The organism is Rheinheimera sp. A13L, assembly GCF_000217935.1.
Classification (GTDB): Bacteria; Pseudomonadota; Gammaproteobacteria; order Enterobacterales; family Alteromonadaceae; genus Pararheinheimera.
Genome location: NZ_AFHI01000005.1, coordinates 1 through 19,827 on the forward strand (window position 1 = coordinate 1; position 19,827 = coordinate 19,827).

Annotated in this window: 17 protein-coding genes; 11 read left to right on the forward strand and 6 right to left on the reverse strand. The window is 48.5% G+C overall.

The annotated features are described in order from the left end of the window. Positions 1-43 precede the first annotated feature (43 nt). Both RHEIN_RS03410 and RHEIN_RS03415 read right to left on the reverse strand, forming a co-directional pair. On the reverse strand, positions 44-976 hold the full coding sequence (locus RHEIN_RS03410; RefSeq protein ID WP_008897576.1) for a GGDEF domain-containing protein: 933 nt from the start codon (positions 974-976) through the stop codon (positions 44-46). A gap of 139 nt (positions 977-1,115) precedes the next feature. After that, on the reverse strand, positions 1,116-1,748 hold the full coding sequence (locus tag RHEIN_RS03415) for a TetR/AcrR family transcriptional regulator (RefSeq protein WP_008897577.1): 633 nt from the start codon (positions 1,746-1,748) through the stop codon (positions 1,116-1,118). Positions 1,749-2,212: 464 nt separating this feature from the next. Here RHEIN_RS03415 and RHEIN_RS03420 point away from each other — a divergent pair, with 464 nt between their 5' ends. From RHEIN_RS03420 to RHEIN_RS03450, 6 genes are all read left to right on the forward strand, one after another. Beyond that, complete coding sequence (locus RHEIN_RS03420; RefSeq protein ID WP_008897578.1) at positions 2,213-3,469, forward strand: efflux RND transporter periplasmic adaptor subunit; 1,257 nt, start codon at positions 2,213-2,215, stop codon at positions 3,467-3,469. A gap of 9 nt (positions 3,470-3,478) precedes the next feature. Continuing rightward, positions 3,479-6,658, forward strand: coding sequence for an efflux RND transporter permease subunit (locus RHEIN_RS03425; protein WP_008897579.1), 3,180 nt, complete (start codon positions 3,479-3,481; stop codon positions 6,656-6,658). Then, a complete protein-coding gene (locus tag RHEIN_RS03430; protein WP_008897580.1) occupies positions 6,651-8,090 on the forward strand; it encodes an efflux transporter outer membrane subunit in 1,440 nt (479 codons plus the stop codon). The genes RHEIN_RS03425 and RHEIN_RS03430 overlap by 8 nt, the downstream gene beginning before the upstream one ends. A 495-nt stretch (positions 8,091-8,585) precedes the next feature. Continuing rightward, positions 8,586-9,764 carry a PepSY-associated TM helix domain-containing protein gene (locus tag RHEIN_RS03440; protein WP_237704328.1) on the forward strand — a complete coding sequence of 393 codons (1,179 nt, stop codon included), beginning with the start codon at positions 8,586-8,588 and terminating at the stop codon, positions 9,762-9,764. Continuing rightward, positions 9,764-10,222: a hypothetical protein gene (locus RHEIN_RS03445; RefSeq protein WP_008897582.1), complete on the forward strand. Its 459-nt coding sequence runs from the start codon at positions 9,764-9,766 to the stop codon at positions 10,220-10,222. The genes RHEIN_RS03440 and RHEIN_RS03445 overlap by 1 nt, the downstream gene beginning before the upstream one ends. Before the next feature lie 75 nt (positions 10,223-10,297). Continuing rightward, complete coding sequence (locus RHEIN_RS03450) at positions 10,298-11,311, forward strand: alpha/beta hydrolase family protein (RefSeq protein ID WP_008897583.1); 1,014 nt, start codon at positions 10,298-10,300, stop codon at positions 11,309-11,311. Here the strand turns inward: RHEIN_RS03450 and RHEIN_RS03455 are convergent. After that, a complete protein-coding gene (locus RHEIN_RS03455) occupies positions 11,308-12,318 on the reverse strand; it encodes a GGDEF domain-containing protein (protein WP_008897584.1) in 1,011 nt (336 codons plus the stop codon). The two genes, RHEIN_RS03450 and RHEIN_RS03455, sit on opposite strands and share 4 nt — an antisense overlap. A gap of 176 nt (positions 12,319-12,494) precedes the next feature. Here RHEIN_RS03455 and RHEIN_RS03460 point away from each other — a divergent pair, with 176 nt between their 5' ends. From RHEIN_RS03460 to RHEIN_RS03475, 4 genes are read left to right on the forward strand one after another with little or no spacing between them, the layout of a single operon-like run. Beyond that, entirely contained in the window at positions 12,495-12,923 is a 429-nt protein-coding gene (locus tag RHEIN_RS03460) for a YybH family protein (protein WP_008897585.1), read from the forward strand. Between the two features lie 9 nt (positions 12,924-12,932). Then, the gene (locus tag RHEIN_RS03465; RefSeq protein WP_008897586.1) at positions 12,933-13,277 is read left to right on the forward strand and encodes a YciI family protein; all 345 of its coding nucleotides are present in this window, start codon (positions 12,933-12,935) and stop codon (positions 13,275-13,277) included. A 10-nt stretch (positions 13,278-13,287) separates the two neighbouring features. Further along, positions 13,288-13,686: a YciI family protein gene (locus tag RHEIN_RS03470; RefSeq protein ID WP_237704330.1), complete on the forward strand. Its 399-nt coding sequence runs from the start codon at positions 13,288-13,290 to the stop codon at positions 13,684-13,686. Between the two features lie 4 nt (positions 13,687-13,690). Further along, on the forward strand, positions 13,691-14,938 hold the full coding sequence (locus tag RHEIN_RS03475) for an RNA polymerase sigma factor (RefSeq protein ID WP_008897588.1): 1,248 nt from the start codon (positions 13,691-13,693) through the stop codon (positions 14,936-14,938). Between the two features lie 97 nt (positions 14,939-15,035). Here RHEIN_RS03475 and RHEIN_RS03480 read toward each other — a convergent pair whose 3' ends face one another. From RHEIN_RS03480 to dapA, 3 genes are read right to left on the reverse strand one after another with little or no spacing between them, the layout of a single operon-like run. Beyond that, complete coding sequence (locus RHEIN_RS03480) at positions 15,036-16,532, reverse strand: aldehyde dehydrogenase (NADP(+)) (protein WP_008897589.1); 1,497 nt, start codon at positions 16,530-16,532, stop codon at positions 15,036-15,038. Further along, positions 16,532-17,533, reverse strand: a complete 1,002-nt coding sequence (locus tag RHEIN_RS03485; RefSeq protein WP_008897590.1) for a 4-hydroxyproline epimerase — start codon at positions 17,531-17,533, stop codon at positions 16,532-16,534. The genes RHEIN_RS03480 and RHEIN_RS03485 overlap by 1 nt, the downstream gene beginning before the upstream one ends. Positions 17,534-17,537: 4 nt before the next feature. Beyond that, on the reverse strand, positions 17,538-18,461 hold the full coding sequence (gene dapA, locus RHEIN_RS03490; RefSeq protein ID WP_008897591.1) for a 4-hydroxy-tetrahydrodipicolinate synthase: 924 nt from the start codon (positions 18,459-18,461) through the stop codon (positions 17,538-17,540). 78 nt (positions 18,462-18,539) lie between these two features. On the opposite strand from dapA, the gene RHEIN_RS03495 reads away from it, so the two are divergent. Beyond that, complete coding sequence (locus RHEIN_RS03495) at positions 18,540-19,769, forward strand: NAD(P)/FAD-dependent oxidoreductase (RefSeq protein WP_008897592.1); 1,230 nt, start codon at positions 18,540-18,542, stop codon at positions 19,767-19,769. Positions 19,770-19,827 lie beyond the last annotated feature (58 nt).

Below are 19,827 nucleotides of genomic sequence, written 5' to 3' on the forward strand. Positions count from 1 at the left end.
CCTGCGGGCCCTTTTTACATCTAGTATAAAAGCAGCAGCCTGTTTATTCGCTTAAAAGCGCAAACAACTCCACCCTGTTACGGCCATTACGTTTAGCCATATAAAGCGCTGAATCGGCCTGCAAATACAATTCCTCAAAATTGCTTTCGCCGTGAGTTAAGGCAATTCCAATAGAGGTAGTCACACATAACTCAGCGCTACCAGCTTTGATTGGATAATCCGCCAGAATCACTCTGATCCGTTCAGCCACATGCAGCGCTGTTGCCGGATCCGTTTCTGATAAAAACACAGCAAACTCTTCCCCGCCTATACGGCCAAAAATATCGTATTCCCGCAAGGCTTTTTTAACACGGTTGGCAGTGGCCTTCAGTACTTCATCTCCGGCCTGATGACCGTAAGTGTCATTCACAGATTTAAAAAAGTCTAAGTCCAGCAGTAACAAAGCGGCAGGGTTTTCATTGCGTTGACAACGGGCAAGTTCAGCGTCCACTGAATCTACAAAACAACGACGATTTGCTACTTTGGTCAATTCGTCTGTTAGTGCTAACTCACTTAAAGTAGCTACTTTGCTGTACAGCTGATGCTCCAGCACTTTCTGCTTGGTTATTTCTTTAGCCTGGATCAGCATTTCACCTGAAGGCAAAATTTGTTCAGAGAACAAAAACCAGCGGCCATCCGTTAAATCCACTTCAAACAATCGAAAGGGGTTTTGCCGCCTCTTTTGCTGCGCCTGAGCCAGCCATTCTTCGATGTTGTCCGCTTCAATCCGGATGCCTTTACGCTCTTCAAAAGCAAGCCGCATCAGACCATCAAACGAAATACCCAGCATCTTGCGCTGATCCTGATAAAAAATATCGCAGAACGCCTGATTGCACCCCAGCATTTTGTCGTCTGCCGTTAAAACGGCATAACCGTCAGTACAAACTTCAATAAATTCCAGTAGCTTCTGCTGAAACTGCGGCGAAGAGAATGGCATAACAACCTCAAGCGCGGGCTTTGATTGTTAAACACTAGCAGAGGTGTAATGGAGTGCCAACGAAGATGATATAACTTGATTTTGCTAAGAGATTTAAATAACAAAGGGACATTAAATGTCCCTTTGTGTCAGGCTGAATTCATTCAAGCTCTGGCCGCTTACCAGGCCAGGCAGCAAGTACGGTTTCTGCAACCTGCTTTAACTCAGCGCAATTAGCACCACTGGTCGCCTGCACTGCCATGCCCTGAAGTACGGCAAGTATATAACGTGCCAAAGCGGCAGGCTCAGCATTAGCGGGCAAATCGCCTTCTGCTTTGGCTTGTTCCAGACGAGTGCATAAAGCCACTTCACCGGCACGACGTTTGGCAATCAGCGCTTCTTTGACAAAAGTAGCGGATTCGCTGCAGGCCAAAGCGCCCTGCACTATAACGCAGCCCGGTGGATTATCCGGATCAGCATTGGCGCTGGCTGCACCACAAAGCATATGCTGCACCACTTCATAAGAAGTAATCCGCTCCAATGCCGGATAGAAAAACGCACAAGGGCGGTTTTCGTACAGCTCTATGGTTTTTAAAAACAGCTGTTCTTTATTGCCAAAAGCGGCATACAAACTGGGTTTGTTAATGCCCATAGCTTCACATAAATCGGGCAAGGATGCGCCTTCATAACCTTTACGCCAGAAAACTTCCAATGCCTTTTGTAAGGCCTTCTCCATGTCAAAAGCGCGCGGGCGTCCCACTGTAGGCGCTGGTGTTACCCCTGTTGCTGACATTTCAAACTCCGGATTAAAAACGATGCCCTAGCTTAAACTGCCTGGCAACACATGTCCAGAAAGGAATACCTACCAGTCGGTACATTACTGTATGAAATAGCAACTTATCTTGACAGACCAGTTATCTGGCCCTGCTTGGCTTCGTTACTCTGGGGTAGTTTTAGGCAATACGACGCGGCTTTTGGATATTCAGCAAACACAGCACAGATTTTATGCTGTAGGTCGTGAACAGAGCCTCCGGCAGTAGTCCTGCTCACCAACAAAACTAAAGCTTATAACCAAAGTTTTTCTGCTCAGTCCAAAAGGTTCTTTAGTTTTTTACCAATCAGTACAAAATATTAATTGACTCTTGATTGAACTTCTATATATTTACCGACCAGTACAAAACTAACAGATGAAACTAGTTTGTACAACAAAAGTTGAAACCAAATCTCTTTATTGACCCAATTGAACGAGGAAACGTCATGAGCAACAACACTATCCGAACCTTTGTACTGGGAAGCATAGCTGCCTTAGTGTTATCCGCTTGTGGCACGCCGGAAGCCTCAGCACCTGGCGCTATGGCAGCACCAGAAATCAATGTGGCTACAGTAGTACATGAAAAAATTACTGAATGGGATGAGTTTACCGGTCGCTTGCAGGCGCCTGAAACTGTCACTTTAGTACCAAGGGTATCAGGTTATATCGAACAGGTGTTTTTCACTGAAGGCGCTTTAGTCAAACAAGGCGACCTGCTGTTCCAGATTGATGCCCGTCCTTTTGCCACTGAAGTAGCACGCTTAAAAGCTGAGTTATCCAATGCTGAAACAGCGCAAAAACTGGCCGACAATGATTACCGTCGTGCTGAAGCCTTGAAAAAACAACGGGCGATCTCTGAAGAAGTATTGGATACCCGCTTAAGCCGTAAATTGCAATCAGCAGCCACTGTGGCTTCTGTTAAAGCCGCATTACAGCGCGCTGAACTGGACTTGTCTTTTACCCAGGTGAAAGCGCCAATTTCGGGCCGGGTTTCTTATGCGCAAATCACAGCGGGTAACTTTGTTCAGGCTGGCAGCAGCCAACTGACTACGTTAGTCAGCACCAGCAAAATGTATGCGTACTTTGATGCAGACGAACAAACCTATCTGAAGTATGTTCAACTGGCCGCTGAAGGCAACAGAGCCGAGCAGCGCACAGCCCACAACACCGTTTATATGGCACTGGCGGGTGACAGCGACTTTGGTTATGTCGGCAGCATCGACTTTATCGACAACAGCATCAACGCCCAGACCGGAACCATCCGTGCCCGCGCTACCTTTGAAAACGTCGATAACAAATTAATTCCAGGTTTATTCGCCCGCTTAAAACTGGTGGGCAGCAATGCCTATCAGGGCATTTTGATCGACGACAAAGCCATAGGCACAGACTTAAGCAACAAATTTGTATTGGTCGTCAATAACGAAAACCAACTGGAATACCGTGCTGTCACTTTAGGTGAAAAGGTCAACGGCCTGCGCATTATCAGCAAAGGTTTAAATGCCTCAGATCGCATTGTGGTCAATGGTCTGCAACGTGTACGTCCTGCCATGACCATTCAGCCTAAGCAGGTAGAAATGGCAACTGTGCAACAACTTTCCGCTTTAAAAGCAGAACAACAGCAGTTAGAGGCAGACAGCAAGCTGGAGCTTACCGCTGCGGCTGAACAAGCTGCTTCTGTGCAACAAGCAGCTAACCAGGGTTAAGGAACGGATATGTTATCGCAATTTTTTATCAAAAGACCCATTTTTGCCGCTGTGCTGTCGCTGCTGATTTTTATCGGCGGCGCCCTGGCAGTCTGGCAACTCCCCATCACTGAATACCCTGAAGTGGTGCCACCTACTGTGGTCGTGACGGCCAACTATCCGGGCGCTAACCCAAAAGTGATAGCTGAAACTGTCGCCTCGCCTTTAGAGCAGGAAATTAATGGTGTCGAAGACATGTTGTATATGTCTTCTCAGGCAACTTCTGATGGCCGTATGACCTTGACCATCACCTTTGCTATAGGCACAGATGTAGACCGTGCTCAGACGCAAGTGCAAAGCCGGGTCGACAGAGCCAGGCCTCGCTTGCCGCAGGAAGTGCAACGTTTAGGTGTAGTCACTGAGAAATCATCACCAGACTTAACCATGGTGGTGCATTTAACCTCACCGGACGACAGATACGATATGTTGTATTTATCAAACTATGCGGCGCTGAACGTGAAAGATGAATTAGCCCGTATAGAAGGTGTTGGCGCTGTACAATTATTTGGTGCCAGCGAATACAGTTTACGCATTTGGCTGGACCCAAATAAAGTCTCGGCTGTAGGTTTATCGCCTGCGCAAATTATTGCGTCTATTCGCGAGCAAAACCAACAGGCTGCAGCAGGTTCTTTAGGGGCTCAACCTGCAGGTGACAGTGATTTCCAAATCCTGATAAATGTGAAAGGCCGTTTAACCACAGAGCAGGAATTTGCAGACATTATCGTCAAAGTCGGTGAAAACGGCGAAGTGACCCGTATCCGCGATATTGGCAGGGTGGAATTAGGTGCTCAGTCTTATGCCTTACGTTCTTTATTAAACAATAAAGACGCTGTGGCTCTTCCTATTTTCCAGGCTTCAGGTTCAAACGCAATTCAGATTTCTGATGATGTGCGCGCCACTATGGCTGAACTGTCTAAAGGTTTCCCTGAAGGTTTAACTTACGACATCGTCTACGACCCTACAGTCTTCGTACGTGGATCTATTGAAGCTGTCGTGAAAACCTTGCTGGAAGCTGTGTTACTGGTCGTGCTGGTGGTGGTGTTATTCCTGCAAACCTGGCGCGCTTCTATTATTCCTTTAGTGGCTGTGCCTGTATCTTTGGTCGGTACCTTTGCTTTTATGCATCTGCTGGGTTTTTCGCTGAACGCTTTATCCTTATTTGGTCTGGTATTGGCCATAGGTATAGTGGTGGATGACGCCATAGTAGTAGTCGAAAACGTTGAGCGTAATATTGCTGATGGTTTATCTCCTATGGCCGCTACCCAAAAAGCCATGAAAGAAGTGACAGGCCCTATAGTTGCAACTACTTTAGTGCTGGCTGCTGTGTTTATTCCTACCGCTTTTATGTCAGGTTTAACAGGCCAGTTTTATAAACAATTTGCTTTAACTATCACTATTTCTACCTTTATCTCTGCGCTGAACTCATTGACCTTAAGCCCTGCTTTGGCGGCTCTGTTGCTAAAACCTCATGGCTCTAAGCCTGATGCCTTAACCCGTGGCCTGAACAAAGCTTTTGGCAGCTGGTTATTTGCCCCTTTTAACCGCCTGTTTAACAAAGCGTCCAAAGGTTATGGCCTGATGGTGCGTAAAGTGATTCGCTTTGGTGGCATTATCGGTATTTTGTATATTGGTTTAGTGGGATTAACTGCAGTGCAGTTCCAGCAAACCCCTACAGGTTATGTACCAGGTCAGGATAAACAGTACTTAGTGGCTTTTGCTCAGTTACCGGACGCTTCGTCTTTAGACAGAACCGAAGCTGTGATTAAAGAAATGTCCCGTATTGCGGCTGAACATCCGGGTGTGGCGAACTCAATCTCCTTCCCTGGCTTGTCGATCAATGGTTTTACCAATAGCCCAAGTGCAGGCATAGTTTTTGTTGGTCTGGATGACTTTAGCGAACGAGGTTCAGCTGAATTATCAGGCAATGCGATAGCCGCTGCGTTAAACCAGAAGTTTGCTGGTATTCAGGACGCCTTTATCGCCATATTCCCGCCACCACCAGTACAAGGTTTAGGCACCATTGGAGGTTTCCGTCTGCAAATTCAGGACAGAGCCAATATGGGGTATGAAGAGCTGGCTGCTGTGACCATGCAAGTGATGCAAAAAGCCTGGGCGACGCCTGAACTGGCGGGTGTCTTCTCCAGTTATCAGGTGAACGTACCCCAGTTGGATTTAGACATAGACCGCACCAAAGCCAAACAACAAGGTGTCAATCTGGATGAGATATTCCAGACGCTGCAAGTTTATATGGGCTCGGCTTATGTCAACGACTTCAACCAGTTTGGCCGGACTTATCAGGTGAATGTGCAGGCGGACGAGCAGTTCCGTCAGGACCCAGAACAAATTCGTCAGCTGAAAGTGCGCAATAACGCCGGTGAAATGATCCCGCTGGGTTCCTTCATTAACGTGAAGCACTCGGCTGGTCCTGACCGTGTGATGCATTACAACGGTTACACCACGGCCGAAATTAACGGTGGTCCAGCTGCTGGTTACAGTACAGGTGAAGCGCAGGCTGCTATTGAAAAAATTCTGGCTGAAACCTTACCTGTTGGCATGACCTACGAATGGACAGAACTGACCTATCAGCAAATTCTGGCAGGTAACGCTGAACTGCTGGTATTCCCGTTGGTGATACTGCTGGTGTTTATGGTGCTGGCGGCGCAGTACGAAAGCTTAACTTTACCACTGGCTATTATCCTGATTGTGCCTATGACCTTGTTGTCGGCCATGACAGGGGTATGGATCTACGGCGGTGATAACAACATCTTCACTCAGATAGGGTTGATAGTTCTGGTGGGGCTCGCGACGAAAAACGCCATCTTAATAGTCGAATTTGCTAAAGAGCTGCAGGATCACGGCATGAACACTATGGATGCCATTCTGGAAGCGGCCCGTTTACGTTTGCGTCCGATTTTAATGACCTCCATCGCCTTTATTATGGGTGTGGTGCCTATGGTGTTCTCCAGCGGAGCAGGTTCGGAAATGCGTCAGGCCATGGGTGTAGCTGTGTTCGCCGGTATGATTGGTGTCACTATCTTCGGCCTGATCTTAACCCCGTTATTTTATTACGCTCTGGCCAAACGCCGTGATCGCCAACTGGCCCAAGGCAGTTCAAAAGTTACAGCAACTGAGGAAACTCATCATGCGTAAAACCATTCGTTTAACCGCTATCAGTATGGCATTAGCCTCACTGCTGTTTGGTTGTGCTTCAGTAGGCCCAAGCTATGCAGCGTCTGCGGCAGCCAATCAGGTGCAACTGCCTGCTGAATATAAAGCAGCAGATAAAGCCCAAAACTGGTGGCAGCAGTTTAATGACCCTGTGCTTGATCAACTGATAGAAAAAGCCTTGCTGAATAACCAAACTTTAGCTGCGGCAGAAGCCAACGTAAAACGTGCTTATGCAGCCTTTGAAGACAGCGACAATGATGGCTGGCCTCGTATGGATATTACGGCGAGTCAGCAAAACAATCAGATCCCTGACAGCGCAACACAAAACGCAGGGCAAATTCAGCGTCAGGCGAGCCTGGGTGGTGCTTTGAGCTGGGATTTAGACTTATTTGGCAAACTGCGCCGCGCGTCAGAAGCGGCCAATGCCAGAGCACAAGGAGCTGAACTGGCCTGGCAGGAAGCCAAAGTGCAATTATTAGCTCAGGTCGCCGCCAGTTATGGCGACTACCGTGGCGCTCAGCTGCGTCTCACTGTAGCAGAGCAAAACCTGGGGAATTTACGCCGTACCAAGCAGATTATTCTGGCACGCCGCGATGCAGGTTTTGCGTCCGATCTGGAAATCAGCCGTATCGACGCACAGATGTATCAGTTGCAAAGCACAATGCCACAGTTTCAGTTTGCCAAAGCTCAGGCTAACACCACTATAGCCGCTTTAGTGGCGCAAGCTGCAGAGCAGTTTGTGCTTGATGGCTCTTTGGGGAAAGGTGAAAAACAAAGTCTGCCAGAACTGACAACACCTTTGTCTTTTGCCAATCAGCACAACTACTTAAAGTTCAGAACTGATGTAGCAGTTGCCGAACGTGAACTGGCCGCCAGTACTGCAGATATAGGGGTAGCCACAGCAGAGCTATACCCGGAAGTTTCTGTCACTGGCTTTTTAGGTTTTATTGCAAGCCCTGGCCTGAGCCTGGGTTCACACAACGAAGCCTGGAGTATAGCGCCTAGTTTGCGCTGGCAAGCCACAGAGCTGAGCTCAATTCAGGCCCGCATTCGTGGCGCTGAAGCATCTCAGCAGATGGCTTTTGCCCGCTTTCAGCAGACCGTATTTGATGCTTTGGCTCAAATGCAAAGCTCATTACACGGCTACAGAACCAGCCGTGAGCAGCAGTTAAGCGCGCAGCAACAAGTAACTGCCACTGAACAGGCCGTGCAGCTAACCCGGGCTCAATACGAAGCAGGCACCACTGAGTTTCTGGATTTACTGGACGCCGAACGCGACTGGTTAGCAGCCCGCGATCAGCAGGCAGCATTGTCGACTCAAAGCTTCCAGCGTTTAGTCTCTGTCTACCGCGCCTTTTCGGGTGGTTTAGAACTGGAGCAAGGCACTGCACAAATAGCCTTAGTGAAAGAGTAAAGAGTTTGAAGGCTGGCTCCCCGCCAGCCTTTGTAAAAAAGTAACCTTTTGGGCGTCCGGTCCCATTCCCAACGGACGCCCCTTTTTTTAAACAGTTAGCTTTATTTAGTGGTCTGTTTTACAAAAAATCCATCTACTTCTCCCCTCCCCTTAGCCGCAAGCCGTTCAAAAATGGGTGGCCAAGGTTTTAAGACGAGGAGTGTTTGAGCGAGGAGCGGTAGCGACGAACGAGTTGCCGAGTCGCCTTGGACGCACTTTTTTGAGCGGGCTTTCGCAGCGGCCAGGGTCGCCTTTTCTTTGGATACTTTCTTTTGGCGACGCAAAAGAAAGTATCTCGCCAACGGCGAAAGCGTTAAAAATTCTGCTTCATATGACTCAACCTGAATCCTTATATGTGCATCGCTAAAGTAAAAACACAGGCCGTGTTACCACAGCCAATCACCGCAAGACCATTGATAACCATTCTTATCCGCATTACTATTGGTACCGTTTTCATTGTTCATTGATAAGGCTGAACGTCCGGTGTTTAAACTCAAACAACGCTTCTGGTTTTTATTGCATGGCTGGGTAGGTTTACCTGTCTGGCTTATTTTTTGCGCTGTGTGTTTAACGGGCACCATTGCTGTTTTTAGTCATGAACTGACCTGGCTGACCAACCCCAATGCCAGGGCGGAAAATCCACAAAACTTGCCAGTGAAACCTGCCACTGAACTGATTGCAGCGGTAAAAACTGAAGTGCCTGACGCTGAAATTGGTACTGTGATGGTAATGGAACCTTATCTGGTGAATGCCATTGTGTTTTCCTCAGCAAAAGCGCCATTTGGTATAGCTTATGTCAACCAGTACACAGGCAAAGTGCAGGAGCTGAATTATGGCCTGAACTTCATCAGCTTTATGCGATCGTTACACGGTTGGTTGCTCTTTCCATGGCAAAGCAGCTACAGCCTTGGTTATTACCTGGTCAGCGGTATGGCACTCTTGATGCTGGCGTCTTTAATCACGGGTTTAGTCATTTATAAAAACTTCTGGCGCTCTTTTACCCAACCTAAAGTGCGGCTGGATCAGGGCCGTAAAACCCTGCTGACCGACTTACATCGTTTAGCTGGTGTCTGGTCAATCTGGTTTTTAGTGGTGATGAGTCTGACGGGTTTATGGTATCTGGTGCAGGCTATTTTATGGCACAACGACATAGAGTTTTACCATGAAACGCAAATTCTGACGGCAGCTGAAGTGCCGGCCGCAGGTCAAAAACAAACACCACCTTATTCTTTAGAAGACGCCCTGGTGATTGCCAAACAAACCCTGCCAGAGCTACAACCTGCTTATATTGCCATGCCAGAACACAACCGTGATTTATACCGTATTTCAGGTTCTGGCGATTCGATATTTTTTGATCAGTATTCTTATTCTGTGGCGATAAACCCATGGACAGGTCAGGTGACTGACGTACATACGCCGGAGCAAATGGGCGGCCTTGAAGTGCTGAGCCATATTGCTGACCCGCTGCATTACGGCACCTTAGGGGGCATTTGGACCAAAATGATCTGGTTCCTGTTTGGCTTAGTCTTATCTGGTATGTCAATCACAGGTTTTATGATCTGGGGCAGTCGCACTGTCAAAGCGGCCCGAGCTGAACCCATTGTCAGTTACAGTACTACAGAGGTAAATTCCTGATGGCTCAACGCTCAGACACCTGGTGGCAACGCAATAAATTTAAGCTCAATGCTTTAGTGCTGATTTTGCCATTCTGGTTTTTATACGACTCCTTAAGTCCGGTATTTCCACCATCATGGCCTACTCAGAAAGTGGGAGCTTTTGAAGTTACGCCAACCCCTCTCACCAACGACGGGCCATACCAGCATCATGGCGATTGGGTAAAAGATTTCAGCCTGCAATTTTGTGAAGGTTGTGTGGCCAATATCCGTCAGGCTTATATGGCGGTAGCAGCAGAGCAACCTTCCATCGAAGATTTTGCCAAAAGCGATTTGAGTATTTTGCATGGCAGCTCTTTTGCTCAGCATGTGCATGCCAAAGCCACAGCTCAACCTAAAGCCGGTGATAAAGTCTGGTTACTGATTGAAGACTGGCAGGGCCAGCTGCATGTTGGTTCATGGGACTGGCCACAATCTTAATTTTTGTTACAAAACCAAGCACAAATTAACCTGCTAAAGCGTTACACTCAGACAGTTTTATTTACGAGGTTGGCTATGAAACTGTTTTGGTTCGTTTTGCTGCTTGGTTATTCTGCTCAGGGCACTGCTTTGAGCTGGCCGGGTTTTGCCAAACAGCAGTCTTGCCTCGAGCTTTACCCCACTTATAAGCAACTGGTTGATGAGGTCCGCACTTACACGCCCTGGTACAGCATGGATCACTGGTTAATGCCCTGGTTGCTGCCCAAAGATCAATTCGAAGTCACCCAACACCAACTGCATTGCGCTCAACTGGAATACCAATCCGATAATCTGTTGGTTCAGGCCTGGGGTTTACAACCTCACAGCAAAAGCACTAAAAAATGGCCTGTGATTATTTACAACAGAGGCGGAAATGCGGCTTTAGGCAGGCTGGATTTTGTCTCTGTGTTACGCCAGCTAAGCCCTTTAGCACAGCAGGGTTTTATTGTGTTGGCCAGCCAGTACAGAGGCTCTGTACCCCAAGATCAAAGCACCTATGGCAAAGATCAGTTTGGTGGTGATGACGTGAATGACATTCATCAGTTGATTGAGCTGGCCAAACAGCTGCCAGAGGCCGACGCCGATAATATTTTTTTATACGGTATCAGCAGAGGCGGCATTATGAGTTATCTGACGGCACGGCAACGCGATGATATCCGCGCTATGGCCATTACTGCCGCGCCCACAGATTTAGTCACTGAACTGCCCCGTTTGCCAGAAATGGAACTTATTTTCCGTAGCCTGATCCCTAACTACGATCAAAACAAACAACAGGCACTGCAACAACGTTCTGTTTTGTATTGGGCTGAAGAATTACCTGCCAGCTTACCCATTTTATTGATGTATGGCGCAGAGGACCAAAGAGTTCATCCTGACAATTCACAGCGACTGGCAGCTAAACTGACAAAACTGCAACGCCCGGTAAAATTAATTGAATTTACCGATGCGGACCACTTGTTAACAGACTACAAAGAGCAGGAACGCCAGGCCATGTTGCAGTGGTTTCGTCAGCACCAGCAGAATGAGCAAAAAGCAGCCGCAGCTCCTTAACCAGCAATCTCAACTCTGTTCCGTCCTGACTCTTTGGCTTTATATAAAGCTTGATCCGCGCGTTGTAACAACTGCTCCAACGGGCTTTCCACTGAACTTGCAATACCTATACTTAAACTGCTTTCTAAACCTGATTGCTGCATCTGCTGCTTAAATTCATGCTGTACCCGTTGTGCCAAATGCAATAAACCTTGTGCATCTGTATCCGCAGCAGCCAATACAAATTCGTCGCCGCCTAAACGACAGGCAATATCACTTTGTCTGGCCACCGCCGCCAACACAGTGGCTAAATGCTGCAATGCCTGATCGCCGGTTTCATGGCCATGCTGATCATTCAGCTGCTTAAACTCGTCGATATCAATCATCATCAAGGCTAAAGCAGTGCCCTGAGTTTCGGACTGAAGCTGGTATTGTTCAAATTTGGTTTGAAAAGCCCGGCGGTTATCCAGGCCTGTTAACTCGTCGGTATGAGCCAGGTTTTCCATTTGCTGTGCCTGTTGGTACAGCTTATCTATGGTTTTTTCTGCCACTTTGGCCTTTTTTTGTTGCAGTTGCATCTGTTGGTCCAATGCCATCTGGTAAGCGATGGCGTCTGCAATCAGTTTCAGGCTGATTAACGTATGGTCTTTAATAACCACAAGGTTGTTACTGGCACCACACAAAGTACCTATGGTTTTACCTTCAGATAACACTGGCAAAGCAAAAAAACTTTGCATCCCCAAAGCCACACCTGCTGATCCGGGAAATAGCTCTGGCACTGCATCTGACTGCTCCAGTTTTGCATCAAACAACAGACGGCACATCGAATCGGACCATTCAACCACAGCACCTTCCTGTACTGGAACACTGAGTTGTCCTTCCACGAGCACCACTTGCTGGGTCAGAGCTTTCCAGTCAATACGGGTTATAAAGGTGGTATTCAGTCCTGTTAAATGCTGCACTAATTGCAACAAAGGCCGGGCTGCTTGTTCAAGAGCTACACTGGTATAAAGTTGACGTTGCGGCATAACGACTCTGATGGGCTGCAGGATGTAACATCCCTTGTAGCACTGTTTTCTCCCTGATGTGTGATTAGTACGTCGTTTTAGTTCTGCTGGAGCAAATAAAAAATATTTTTTTCAGGCTGTCGAATTCATTCAGGTTAAGCCGACTACTCAGTGAATCAACCTAAGGAGAACACAACATGACTCAATCCATTCAACAGTTATCCCAACAATGGGCCAGTGCAGTAGCCAGCCAGTCGATGGAACAGATCATGGCTTTTTACGCCGACGAGCTGATTGCCTATGACGCTGTCGCTCAATTGCAGTTTATTGGTAAAACCGCCTACAAAAGCCATTGGCAACACTGTATGGAATTCTGCCCTGGTGGCCATTCTAAGTTTGAACTGCGCGATTTAAACATTCAGCAAAACGACCAACTGGCATTCAGTCATGCGCTGGTGTACTGCGAGGGCAGCAATGAAAAAGGCGAAACTCAGGGCTGCTGGATGCGCCTGACTCAAGGCTGGCAGATGCAACAAGGTCATTGGCGCATTATTCATGATCATTTTTCCGTGCCTTTTGATATGGTATCAGGCGCCGTGTTGTTTGAACTGACACCAGAGGCTTAAGGAGCAGCTATGAAATATTTATGTTTAGTCTACAGCGATGAAAAGCTGCTGCACTCCTTGCCCGACAGCCCCAAAGACGAAGAATGTTTTGCTTATGCAACATCAGTGCAAAACAGTGGCCGTATGCTGGCCGCCGAAGCGCTTCAGCCGATAGACACAGCCACCACAGTGCGGGTTCGCGCCGGTAAAACCTTGTTAACCGACGGCCCTTTTGCTGAAACTAAAGAGCAACTGGCTGGTTTTTATCTGGTGGAAGCCAAAGACTTAAACGAAGCTATTCAACTGGCTGCTGGTATTCCGGCAGCCCGGGTTGGTTCTGTTGAGGTTCGGCCTGTGCGGCAACTGGAGGTGTGATGTGAGATTTATGTTACTGATGATCCCTAAAGGCTATGAAAGCGCAGCACCAGGCGCTATGCCCGAAGCCGCAGCTGTGGAAGCCATGATGGACTACAACAGAAAATTGCACAACGCTGGTATTTTGATGAGCTGTGAAGGTTTACATCCACCTTCTATGGGAGCCCGCGTCAGCTTTACCGCAGGTAAGCCGCTGGTCACAGACGGGCCTTTTACTGAAACCAAAGAAGTGCTGGGTGGTTTTTGGATGATTAAAGTGAAATCCAGAGCCGAAGCTATTCGCTGGGCCAGCTTATGTCCAGCTGGTGATAACGAAGTAATTGAAGTGCGGCAAATTCAGGACATTGAAGATTTTCCTGAAGATATTCAACACATTGCTGCTGACTTCGCCACTATGCAAAGTTCGTAAGCTGTTGAATAGCAAGGTTACAGCCGAAACTATCTCGGCTTTATACCAACAAGAAAGCCGCAGGGTGCTGGCCACCCTGATCCGGCTTTTGGGTGACTTTGAACTGGCTGAAGAAGCACTGCAGGAGGCCTTTGCCTCTGCTTTACAGCAATGGCCCGTTGACGGATTACCAGAACAACCCAGAGCCTGGCTGGTCTCCACAGGACGCTTTAAAGCCATAGATAAAATTCGTCAGCAGCAAACCCAGCGTAAATATCAACAACAATGGCTGTTTGAGCAAGATGAAGACAGCGAAGCTTTTCAAGCCGATGAAGCAAATCATCAAAACTGGCAAGACGATGAGCTGCGACTGATATTTACCTGCTGCCACCCGGCTTTATCCACCGAAGCTCAAATTGCCTTAACCCTAAGAGAAATTTGTGGTTTAACCACAGAGCAAATTGCCAAGGCTTTTTTAACCAACCCTGTCACCATAGCCCAGCGAATAGTGCGGGCAAAAAACAAAATCCGTGACGCCGCTATTCCTTATGAAATCCCAGTTCCAGAGCAATTACCAGAGCGGCTGGATGCCGTGCTTAAAGTCATTTATTTGCTGTTTAACGAAGGTTATAGCCAAAGTTCGGGCGATCAGCTGCTATGTGCAGAGCTCTGTGCTCAGGCAATACGGTTGGGTTATTTATTGCTGGAGTTACAAACCGACTCTGAAACTATGGGCTTATTGGCTTTATTGTTATTACAGGAATCGAGGCGTCACGCCCGTATCAATCAACAGGGTGATCTGATTTTATTGGCCGATCAGGACAGAAGTTTATGGGATCCAACTTTGATCCAACAAGGGGTTCAACTGGTCGAACGCTCTTTAACGGGCCGTCGTATTGGCCCTTATGGTTTGCAGGCCGCCATAGCTGCACTGCATGCCGAAAGCCCCACTGCAGCAAGCACCGACTGGCCACAAATTGTGGCGTTATATGATGTGCTATATCGCTTTGAAGCCTCACCTGTAGTGCTGTTAAACCGTGCTGTAGCTATCAGCATGGCGCAAGGCCCGGCTGTGGCATTACCACTTTTACTGGCACTGGAACAAAGTGGCGAATTATCACAGTATCACCTGCTCGACGCCGCTTTAGCCGATATACACCACAAACTGGGGCTAACCCAACAAGCCCGGTTTTATTACCAGCAAGCCCTGAGTAAAACCAGCCAACAGGCTGAGCAGCGTTTTTTGCAAAAAAGATTGGAGAATTTGTGCTGACTCTCGTCTGCAACTCCATATCCGGAAAAACAGCAAATAAAAAACTCCCGGACCATAAGGTTCAGGAGTTTTTTTGCTCAGCCCCAACAGAAGCCGTTTAATCCAGATCCGGCATATTCTGATAACACACAGGCCGTAAAAACCGCTGTAAGGAATTACCGCCTACAGCACTGACTCTGCTGTCTGTGGCTGCCGGGAAAGGGCCGCCATGCTGCATTGCTGCAGACACTTCAACCCCTGTTGGCATCATATTGGCGATAAGACGGCCAGCCTTTAATTCCATTTGCCGGATCAGCGCCTTATGTTGTTTAAGCTCATCTGGCTCTGCAAAAAAGCTGCTGGTTAACTGACCAGCAAACAAGGTCGCCAACATTTGCATTTGAGTGACATCCTGACATAACACCAGGACTGTGGCCGGGCCAAAAATTTCTTCCATCAGCGAAGGCTGGCTTACGACCACCGAGCTGTCCGTTAAAAACACCCTGAGCCTGCGATCACAGCCCAGCTCCTCTCCAACTCCTTCAACCAACAGCTCAACCCCGGCCATTTGCCTGAACTGCTCTGCGGTTTTGCTGTAACCCGCTGCAATTTTGGCACTGAGTAAAGGCCCAGCCTGCTGGGTACTGACCAGATCTCTGAGCTTTTGTAAAAACCTCTGCAATGCCGGACCCTGAGGTAACAAGACCAGACCGGGTTTAGTGCAAAGCTGGCCCTGACTCTGACTGACAGAGTGCACCAACATCTCAGCCAGCCGTTCTGGCTGGTGCTCCAGATACCCTGGCAATACAAACACAGGATTCAGCGAACCCAGTTCCGCATAAAAGGGCACGGGTTCAGCCCTTTGTTGCAACAGGTTGGCAAAATGCAATCCCACTTGCTGAGAACCGGTAAAAGCTACAGCTTTAATTTTTGGGTCCAGCAGTAACTGCTCTGCACTTTGGTAATTTCGCGCCTGGATCAGGTTAAACACTCCGGCAGGCATAGCACAGTGATCCGCAGCCCTGGCAATAGCTTTGGCCACCAGTTCAGAGGTGGCGGGATGAGCACTATGGGCTTTCACTATCACAGAACAACCTGCCGCCAAAGCCGCAGCACTGTCTCCTCCTGCCACTGAAAAAGCCAAGGGAAAATTACTGGCAGCAAACACCAGCACAGGTCCAAGCGGAACCTGTCTGAGTTGTAAACCAGCTTTAGCCACAGGCTGGCGTTCAGGCAAAGCAGCATCGTTGATCGGCGCTAACTTCACCATTTCGGCCGCCAGAAAACTCAGTTGAAAACAAGTTCTTTGCAGCTCAGCTTCCACCCTGCTTCTGCTCAGTGCTGTTTCAGCCATCACCACCGGGATCAATTCGTCCGCACAGGCTTTGAGCTCAGCCGCAATACGTTGTAAAAAATCAGCCCTCTGTTGTGCTGGCAATTGGCGATATTGCTCAAAGGCCATCTCGGCCGCACTGGTCACCTGGTGTAACTGCTCAGCACTGGCTTCGGCAAAAGAATAAGCTAAAGGGCTCGAACTGGCCGGGTCAAAGGACTGAATGCCCTCTTCCGCCTGACCACACCAGTGGCCGGCTATATACTGTTGTCCGCTAATCATCATTTCACCTCAAAGCCATAGGCATAGGGATCTGTGTTATCCACCTGGATCTGATTAAAACCATAAACTTTGGCCCAGCCTTCAATAGAAGGGATAATGGCAGGATGCCCTGCTACTTCGGTTTCTGCTTCAATACGGCCTATAAACTGACTGCCAATAATACTTTCATGCACAAAGCTGTCCCCCAGCTTTAACAAACCTTTGCTGAACAGTTGAGCCATACGGGCACTGGTGCCTGTGCCACAAGGCGATCTGTCTATGGCATTTTCGCCGTAAAACACCGCATTAGCTGCATCAGAGCCCGGATTTCTGGCTTTGCCTGTCCATTGCACATGCCGTATGCCTCTGATACTGGGATCCAAAGGATGCACCACCTCAAAAGCTGCATTGACGGCCTGGCGCACCAAGGGGCTGTACCTTAAAACTTCAGCTGCACTCCAGTGTTCCAGGCCGGGGAAATTAGGCTGCGGCTCAATAATGACGTAAAAATTGCCCCCATAAGCCACATCAAAACGGATCTCTCCCAGTTCAGCTACATGCACACTGGCATCCTGAATGGCGAGATACGAAGGAACATTGCGGATTTTCACAGAGCTGACTTTACCGTCCTGCTGCTGGTAATGGATCTGCACCTGACCTGCAGGCACATCCAGCACCAGCTCTCCGGGCACTTTGGCCTGCAGCAAACCCTGCTCCAAAGCTGCGGTGACTGTTCCTATGGTGCCATGGCCACACATTGGTAAGCAGCCGCTGGTTTCAATAAACAACACCGAAGCGTCGGCATTGTCTGAGCAAGCCGGGTATAAAAAGGAGCCAGACATCATGGCATGACCTCTGGGCTCAAACATCAGAGCCTGACGGATCCAGTCAAAGCGTTCGATAAAATCCAGCCGCTTTTCACTCATAGTACGGCCCCGTAACTCAGGGTGACCACTGGTGACCAAGCGGACAGGGTTACCGCAGGTATGAGCGTCTATGCAAAAAAATGTTCCTTGTATCATCAGCTTACTCCGCTGCGGTCGTGGATAAAGCCTGCAGATCCGGTCTGTTGGTCAGCGCTGCAGCCACCACTTGCTCTACATAACGCCGCTCTTCTCCCACTAGTGTTAAACGGGGTAAACGCACATTTTCATGACCCCGCCCTACTATCTGCTCCGCCAGCTTGATGCATTGCACCAGAGTAGGCACTGTATCCAGACGCAACAAAGGCATAAACCAGCGGTACAACTCCCTGGCTTCAGCCAGCCGGCCTTGCTGAGCTAAGCGAAATAAGGCGACAGACTCACGGGGAAACACATTGGTTAAACCAGAGATCCAGCCTGTAGCACCAAGCAGCACAGACTCCAGCGCTATATCATCCACGCCACAGAAAATGACAAAACGCTGGCCAAACCTTTGATACAACTCACTGATACGGCGGGTGTCAGTGGTAGATTCTTTGATAGCCACAATATTCGGCTCTTCCGCCAATATCGCCATCATATCCAGATGAATATCCACGCCATAACTGACCGGATTGTTGTACACCATAATGGGCAATTTAGTGGCTCTGGCCACCAGTTGATAATGCGTCAGCACTTCCCTGTCCGTGCCGCGGTATACCACTGCTGGCAACAACATAATGCCATCCACACCAATTTGTTCGGCGGCTTTGACATAATCAATGGCCTCGCCTGCACTATGTTCAGTACAGCCAGCAAGCACCGGAATACGGCCATTAACAGTGCGTACTGTATGCTGCAGAAATTCCCGCTTTTCTGCTGATGTTAAAGAGGCATTTTCTCCCACAGTACCCAGCACAATAATACCGTTGATCCCATCCTCAATCAGTTGCTCCAGCATCCTTCTGTTGGCCTGATAATTAATAGATCCATCTTCATAAAACTGAGTCGAGATTGCCGGGTAAACCCCTTGCCATTTGTGGTGCATATTTTTTCCTCTTTGGTTGCGATCGACAAAAGAATATTGTATACAATCTACAATATCAAGTATTTTTAGGATCCATTGATGCAACAAGTCACGATCATAGGGGCAGGAGTTATAGGTTTAACCACAGCTGTGTTTTTACAGCAGGCTGGTTTTCAGACCTTATTACTGGATCAGGCCGGGCCAGGTTCTGGCTGCTCCAGAGGCAATGCGGGGCATTTTGCTACTGAACAGGTATTTCCATTGGCTCAGCCATCTTTGCTGAAGCAACTGCCAGCCATGTTATTAGACCCTGTTGGCCCGCTTAAACTCAGGGCCAATTATTTGCTGCAATCTTTACCCTGGTTTGGCCGCTTTCTCGCCAATATGAGCAAAGATAAACGCCTTGCCCATCAACAGGCATTAAGTCAGCTCAATCACCAAAGCATACGAAGCTGGCAAACATTGCTGGAGCTGTGCCAGCTTTCCGATCAGATCCAGTACCAGGGCGCTTTACTGGTCACAGAGCAACACAACAGCAAAGAGCTGCAATCTTGTTACCAGAGTTTCCGTCAGGCAGGTATAGATGTCAGTTGGCGGGACAAAGCTGCTTTGCAGCAACTGGAACCTGAACTCAGCGGCTCCTTAACAGCAGCACTTGATTTTACCGAAGTGGCGCACAGCCCGGATCCTTACCTGTTGTGCCAGCTGTTGTTTGATAAGTTTTGCCAGTTGGGAGGTCAATGGCAACAAAGCGCAGTGCAGCACATCAGTGTCAGACCACAAGGGATCCAGATCCAGACCGGACAACAACAGATTGTCAGTAAGCAACTGGTGATAGCGGCAGGCGCCCATTCAGGTCATTTCACCAAACAGCTGGGCTGGATTGTGCCATTGACAGCAGAGCGGGGTTACCATTTGATGGTACAGCCCATAGCGTTGAAACGTCCGGTCAGCTCATTGGAACGCAAGTTTATTATGACCCCTATGCAACAGGGGCTGCGGCTGGCCGGAACTGTCGAATTTGCCGGGTTGAACTCGGATCCGGACTACCGCAGAGCCCTGATATTAAAACAGCATGCCGAAGCTCTGCTGAACCAGCCTTTACAAGCCAGTAACACAGCCCTGCCCTGGGCTGGCAACCGGCCTTCCTTACCCGACTCTTTACCTGTACTCGGCCCCTGCCCTGTGCATAAAGGGGTGTTTTATAACTTTGGTCATCAGCATCTGGGCTTAACTCAGGCCGCATTTTCGGCCGAGCTGCTGACCAGTCTGTTTCGTGCTTTACAACCTGCGATTTCACTGACGCCGTACCGGATCAACAGGTTCTAGTTTTTTCAGCAGTTGCCTGACAGCTGCTGAATTTTTGCATCCGTGCAAAAACATAAAA